General features: G+C 61.5%; 6 protein-coding genes and 1 tRNA gene. 5 read left to right on the top strand and 2 right to left on the bottom strand.

The window, feature by feature from the left end; translation table 11 throughout:
* The first annotated feature begins 84 nt into the window (after positions 1-84).
* From gatB to Q0S16_RS23825, 3 genes are all read left to right on the top strand, one after another.
* Complete coding sequence (gatB, locus tag Q0S16_RS23835) at positions 85-1563, top strand: Asp-tRNA(Asn)/Glu-tRNA(Gln) amidotransferase subunit GatB (protein ID WP_295854156.1); 1479 nt, start codon at positions 85-87, stop codon at positions 1561-1563.
* Between the two features lie 1087 nt (positions 1564-2650).
* Positions 2651-2977, top strand: coding sequence for a hypothetical protein (locus tag Q0S16_RS23830; protein WP_295854153.1), 327 nt, complete (start codon positions 2651-2653; stop codon positions 2975-2977).
* A gap of 3 nt (positions 2978-2980) precedes the next feature.
* On the top strand, positions 2981-3250 hold the full coding sequence (locus Q0S16_RS23825) for a hypothetical protein (protein WP_295854148.1): 270 nt from the start codon (positions 2981-2983) through the stop codon (positions 3248-3250).
* Here the strand turns inward: Q0S16_RS23825 and Q0S16_RS23820 are convergent, their stop codons facing one another.
* Positions 3251-3409: a hypothetical protein gene (locus tag Q0S16_RS23820; protein WP_295854146.1), complete on the bottom strand. Its 159-nt coding sequence runs from the start codon at positions 3407-3409 to the stop codon at positions 3251-3253.
* A gap of 151 nt (positions 3410-3560) precedes the next feature.
* Here Q0S16_RS23820 and Q0S16_RS23815 point away from each other — a divergent pair, with 151 nt between their 5' ends.
* Positions 3561-3881 (top strand): hypothetical protein, encoded by a 321-nt coding sequence (locus Q0S16_RS23815; protein ID WP_295854142.1) that lies wholly within the window; start codon positions 3561-3563, stop codon positions 3879-3881.
* 92 nt (positions 3882-3973) lie between these two features.
* Here the strand turns inward: Q0S16_RS23815 and Q0S16_RS23810 are convergent.
* A tRNA-Ser gene (locus tag Q0S16_RS23810) sits at positions 3974-4065 on the bottom strand.
* A 605-nt stretch (positions 4066-4670) separates the two neighbouring features.
* Here Q0S16_RS23810 and Q0S16_RS23805 point away from each other — a divergent pair.
* On the top strand, positions 4671-4934 hold a 264-nt coding region (locus tag Q0S16_RS23805; protein WP_295854139.1), incomplete at its 3' end, for a porin.

The raw sequence follows: 4934 nt of genomic DNA, 5'->3' as shown, positions 1-4934 counted from the left end.
GCAGGCCGGCCAGCCAGTGGCGAAGGGGCCTCTCGAAGCTGAATGGGATGAGATCACTTCCGTGCTGGTCGAGGGTGGACGCACATGAGTGCGACAAACGCAAAACTGATAGAAGGCTCGACCGGCGACTGGGAAATGGTGATCGGGCTGGAGATCCATGCCCAGGTGACGTCCCACGCCAAGCTGTTCTCCGGCGCCTCCACCGAATTCGGCGGCGCGCCGAACAGCCACGTCTCGCTGGTCGACGCGGCGATGCCGGGCATGCTGCCAGTGATCAACGCGCATTGCGTCAGCCAGGCGGTGCGCACGGGCCTTGGTCTGAAGGCGCAGATCAACCGGCGCTCGACCTTTGACCGCAAGAATTACTTCTATCCCGACCTGCCGCAGGGCTACCAGATCAGCCAGTACAAGTCGCCGATCGTTGGCGAGGGCGAGGTGGTCGTCGAATTCGGCGACGGCGACAGCATTACCATCGGGATCGAGCGGCTGCATCTGGAGCAGGACGCCGGCAAGCTGTTGCACGACCAGAACCCGACGATGTCATACGTCGACCTCAACCGCTCCGGCGTGGCGCTGATGGAGATCGTCTCCAAGCCGGATATGCGCTCATCGGAGCAGGCGCAGGCCTATGTGACCAAGTTGCGCACCATCCTGCGCTACCTTGGCACCTGCGACGGCGACATGGAGAAGGGCAGTCTGCGCGCCGACGTCAACGTCTCCGTGCGCAAGCCCGGCGCTGAACTTGGCACCCGCTGCGAGATCAAGAACGTCAATTCGATCCGCTTCATCGGTCAGGCCATCGAGGTCGAGGCGCGGCGCCAGATCGGCATCCTCGAGGATGGCGGCAAGATCGACCAGGAAAGCCGGCTCTACGACCCCAACAAGAGCGAGACGCGGTCGATGCGCTCCAAGGAAGAGGCGCATGACTACCGCTATTTCCCGGATCCGGATCTGCTGCCGCTGGAATTCAGCGAGGAGTACGTCGCCCGGCTGAAGGCTGACCTTCCCGAACTGCCGGACGAGAAGAAGGCCCGCTTCATTGGCAGCTTCGGCCTGTCGCCCTATGACGCTGCCGTGCTGGTTGGCGAACGGGAAAGCGCCGACTTCTTCGAGGCGGTGCTCGAAGGGCTCGCCGACAAGGCGCGTGACGGCAAGCTCGCCGCCAACTGGGTGATCAACGAATTGTTCGGCCGCCTCAACAAGGAAGGCCAGGCCATCGAATCGTCGCCGGTTTCCGCCGCGCAGATCGCCGCCATCGTCGACCTGATCGGCGAGGGCACCATCTCCGGCAAGATCGCCAAGGATCTGTTCGAGATCGTCTGGACCGAGGGCGGCGATCCGCGCGCGCTGGTGGAGGCCCGCGGCATGAAGCAGGTCACCGACATCAGCGCGATCGAACAGGTGGTCGACGACATCATCAAGGCCAATCCCGACAAGGTGGCGCAGGCGCAGGCCAAGCCGGCGCTGATGGGATGGTTCGTCGGCCAGGTGATGAAGTCGTCCGGCGGCAAGGCCAATCCGCAATCCGTCAATGACCTGCTGAAGCGCAAGCTCGGACTCTGACGAGCGCCGGGACTATCCGTCGCGCGCGGTTTCCCGGCGTTGACGCCAGGGCACCGGTCGCCGCGATGGCTAGGCGGCGGTCCACCCGGCGCGATCGCCGCGACGAATCAGGCATCCGCGATTCGGCGGAAAACGCGGTTGCGACGCGTCGTCAGAAGACGTCAGCTCGATTTTCGCAAAAATTTTTTGATTGCCAAAAATCCCGACTCAGAGTCCGACGCGCTGATTTCGGACGCAAATCCACGACTCGCAGGGCGCGCGGGTTTGTGTAGTTGGTTGCTATCACGAACGACGATTGTATTTGCAGCACAGGCATTTCCTGCGATCTTGACAATCGGAAACGTAGTGTTTTCACGCGTTTTTCACATTGCCGGATGGCGAGTTTGCAAGTTGTCGCTGGGCGCGTAGGGCGGATCGCATCCCGGCGTCGTCAACACTTCCTTAAGCGAGACACTGTTTTTTTGAAACTGTTGGTGTATTCGGGATGTAGTGCATTTCGATTCCCGGGTGCACGCAGCGATCAAGTCGTCTCACACACTACTCGGAGGGCACCATGGCTAAGAAAGTTAAGAAGGCAGTGAAGAAGGCAGTCAAGAAAGCAACCAAGAGCGCGGTGAAGAAGACCGCGAAGAAGACCAAGAAGGTTGCGAAGAAGAAGTAACGCTGCTTCTGAAGAACTTGCCGGCGGTTGCCGCCGGCGACGTCACAGTAGCTCCGACAACGGTTGGCTTCTCGAAGCGGATCGGCAGCGCGGCGGCTCTGGTTGACGAAAGAGGGTGTCGGCGAGACATCAGGTCAAACGGCTGAACCGCGATACCGCAGGGCTTGCCCTGCTGCCAAGCGGTGTGGCGAAGAGCCCGGTAATTCGTTATCGGCGTTCTTGTTCGGTGCGGACCCTTGGTTCGCAGTCTCATCGGTGGCGTTGCCCCATGGGATTTGATCCTGACGTGTTGCCGACGCCCTCGTCTCTGCTCCGGCGTGGTTGATCCCCGGACCCCATCTCCGTACCCCGCACGGCTCTGTCGCAACGCGCCGCTCCAGCCGACGCGAATGGTGCCACCGCCCCCGCGATGCGGGACGGCCGCGCATGATCCACGCCGCGTTGCGTCGATTGGTCCGGCGGTGTTGGGCCGCGGACGCCCGCGCGTTCCGCGATGGTTACGACATCGCCAAGCAGCACGGTAAACCGAATGTCGCGAAATCGCAGGAAGTGCCCAATTTTGCTGGGTTTGTTCTCCGCGGTGGGGCACGCCGCGGCGCGCGCGTTCAGATTCGATTCATCGCGATGCTTAAACTGCCATTCAAATTTTATCGACATCATGATCGCAACAAGCCGGCAAACGGCGGTTGGGATGACGTTGAAAACGGACAGGGGCGCGCTCGGATCAGGGCGGCCAATTATAAAAAAGGATAGAACATGTTTCAGGGACAAATTGATTTTGATACGGCGATGCCGATCGTTGCCAGCGACATTCAGGATGTGCTGTTCGAGCGCGGACTATACTGGGCCAGCGGTCGCTCCGGGATCGTCGATCTCATCGCCGCGCATAAATGGTTTAACCTCGCCGCTCTCAAGGGCCGGGTCGATGCCATCGCGATGCGCCGCGAGATCGCCGAGATGATGTCGGACCTCGATATCGCGGCCGCGCAGCGCGAAGCCCGCGCCTGGATGGTCAGCTCGCACTAATCACGCATCCGCCTGCGAAGGATGAGGGCGCTCGATCATTAATCGAAGCCGCCCGGCATCCTTCGCGGCGATGGGCGTTTGACGGACCTCTGCAAATACGATCGAGGCTCCTTGTTCGGCGGCACGCGCCAACGGCGCTTTTGTCGCGTTCGCGATCATTTATTTGTGTTCCGGGCGGCATTCCCGCGCGCGGCCTTGATCGTCTCACGCGGTTGTCATTCCCCGTTGGTTGTTCGCAGCCGAAGCGACCCGATCTGTTCCTTGTCAGTCACCACAACGGCCGTCCGGCCGTATCGACAAGGATAGGTTCATGTCTACCAGCAATATCTCATCATCATCGATGGTCCGCGGCGCCGCGCTGGCGCTTGTCGCCGCTGCGGCCGTATGGGCCAGCGCGCCGTCCTCCGCGATCGCCGCCTCACGTGACGCGACGCAGACGTCGTCAGCCCGTTTGGCGTCGCGCGCTACGATTGAAGCAGGCGCCGCCCGCAAGAATCATCATCATGCACGGCGATCGAACACCCGCGACGCCTTCGGCAGCATGTCCGGTGGGGCGGTCGGTCCCGGCGCGTCGTCGTCGGGCGGCTATGGCTACGGCGTGGGTGACAATTCGCGCAATCAGACCTGGTAGCTGACCGGGTTGAAATAACCGATGATGCGACCTGCCGCCCACGCTGTGGGCGGTCGGTCGCATCGGCACGGGATGATCGCGATTGAAATAATTGGCGGAGCCGGAGGGATTCGAACCCTCGATACCCGGTAAAAGGTATGCCGCTTTAGCAAAGCGGTGCCTTCAGCCACTCGGCCACAGCTCCAACAATGCTGGATATGCCCGACACGGCCGTCAGCCGCAAGCACCACTTCGCATCTCGGCGGGTTGTGCCCCAAATTTCCGCGATCGGCCGCGACCGGACCCTGGCCGCGCTCAGCCATCGCAGGGGCAGGGCGCGTCCCGCCGATTCTGGCGCCCCGACCGCGGCGAATCGTCCCTTTGGGGCGCCCGGTTTCCGTCATTGCTCGACTACCGGGTATCCCGCGACGACCGCACTTGTTAACGTAGGTAAATACCGCATTAACCATGACATAATGAAACATGAACGAAACCAACGGCTTGCGTGGTTCCCTCAATCACGAACCCGTGTGATTTAAGCAACACCGGCCGTGGAAACGGGTCAAAGCGGCGACTTCGAGGCGTTCCATTGTTGCGAAACGGAAAGGGTTGGGAGATGTTCACGGTGCGACGGAGGGGGGCATCCCGAGGTCGTCCCGTAAAGGTGGTTCACTCGAAGACCTCGCTCGTCTCGTGCGCGCGTGTCCAGGAGCCGAAACGCCTCGCGGGTTGTCAGGGACTAAGGGACTTGTCTTCAGGGTGATCCTCACCCCGTTGCGGAACCTTCCCTAAAGCAACTTGGAGGTTTACATGAAGACGATTAAGGGCCTTATTCTCGGCTCAGCGGCGAGCATTCTCGCCATGGGCGCAGCCCAGGCAGCCGATCTTCCCGTCAAGGCCAAAGCGGTCGAATACGTGAAGGTCTGCTCGCTGTACGGCGCTGGCTTCTACTACATCCCCGGCACCGACACCTGCATCAAGATCGGCGGCGCGATCCGTCTCGACGTCGCTTTCAACGGCAACATCTATGACAATCCGTTCTGGCAGGGCGGCGCTGGCGGCAGCGGCGTGTTC

Origin of the sequence: Tardiphaga sp. (assembly GCF_025356345.1) — a bacterium.
Classification (GTDB): domain Bacteria; phylum Pseudomonadota; class Alphaproteobacteria; order Rhizobiales; family Xanthobacteraceae; genus Tardiphaga.
The sequence above is the reverse complement of the archived record's forward strand: the minus strand, read 5'-3'. Positions and strand labels throughout refer to the sequence as shown.

What these genes read in the sequence shown, in the direction of transcription:
- Q0S16_RS23830 (WP_295854153.1), top strand. Translation starts at nt 2,651, where the DNA reads ATGATCCACGCCGCGTTGCGTCGATTGGTCCGGCGGTGTTGGGCCGCG.
- Q0S16_RS23820 (WP_295854146.1), bottom strand. Translation starts at nt 3,409, where the DNA reads ATGATCGCGAACGCGACAAAAGCGCCGTTGGCGCGTGCCGCCGAACAA.
- Q0S16_RS23815 (WP_295854142.1), top strand. Translation starts at nt 3,561, where the DNA reads ATGTCTACCAGCAATATCTCATCATCATCGATGGTCCGCGGCGCCGCG.
- Q0S16_RS23825 (WP_295854148.1), top strand. Translation starts at nt 2,981, where the DNA reads ATGTTTCAGGGACAAATTGATTTTGATACGGCGATGCCGATCGTTGCC.
- gatB (WP_295854156.1), top strand. Translation starts at nt 85, where the DNA reads ATGAGTGCGACAAACGCAAAACTGATAGAAGGCTCGACCGGCGACTGG.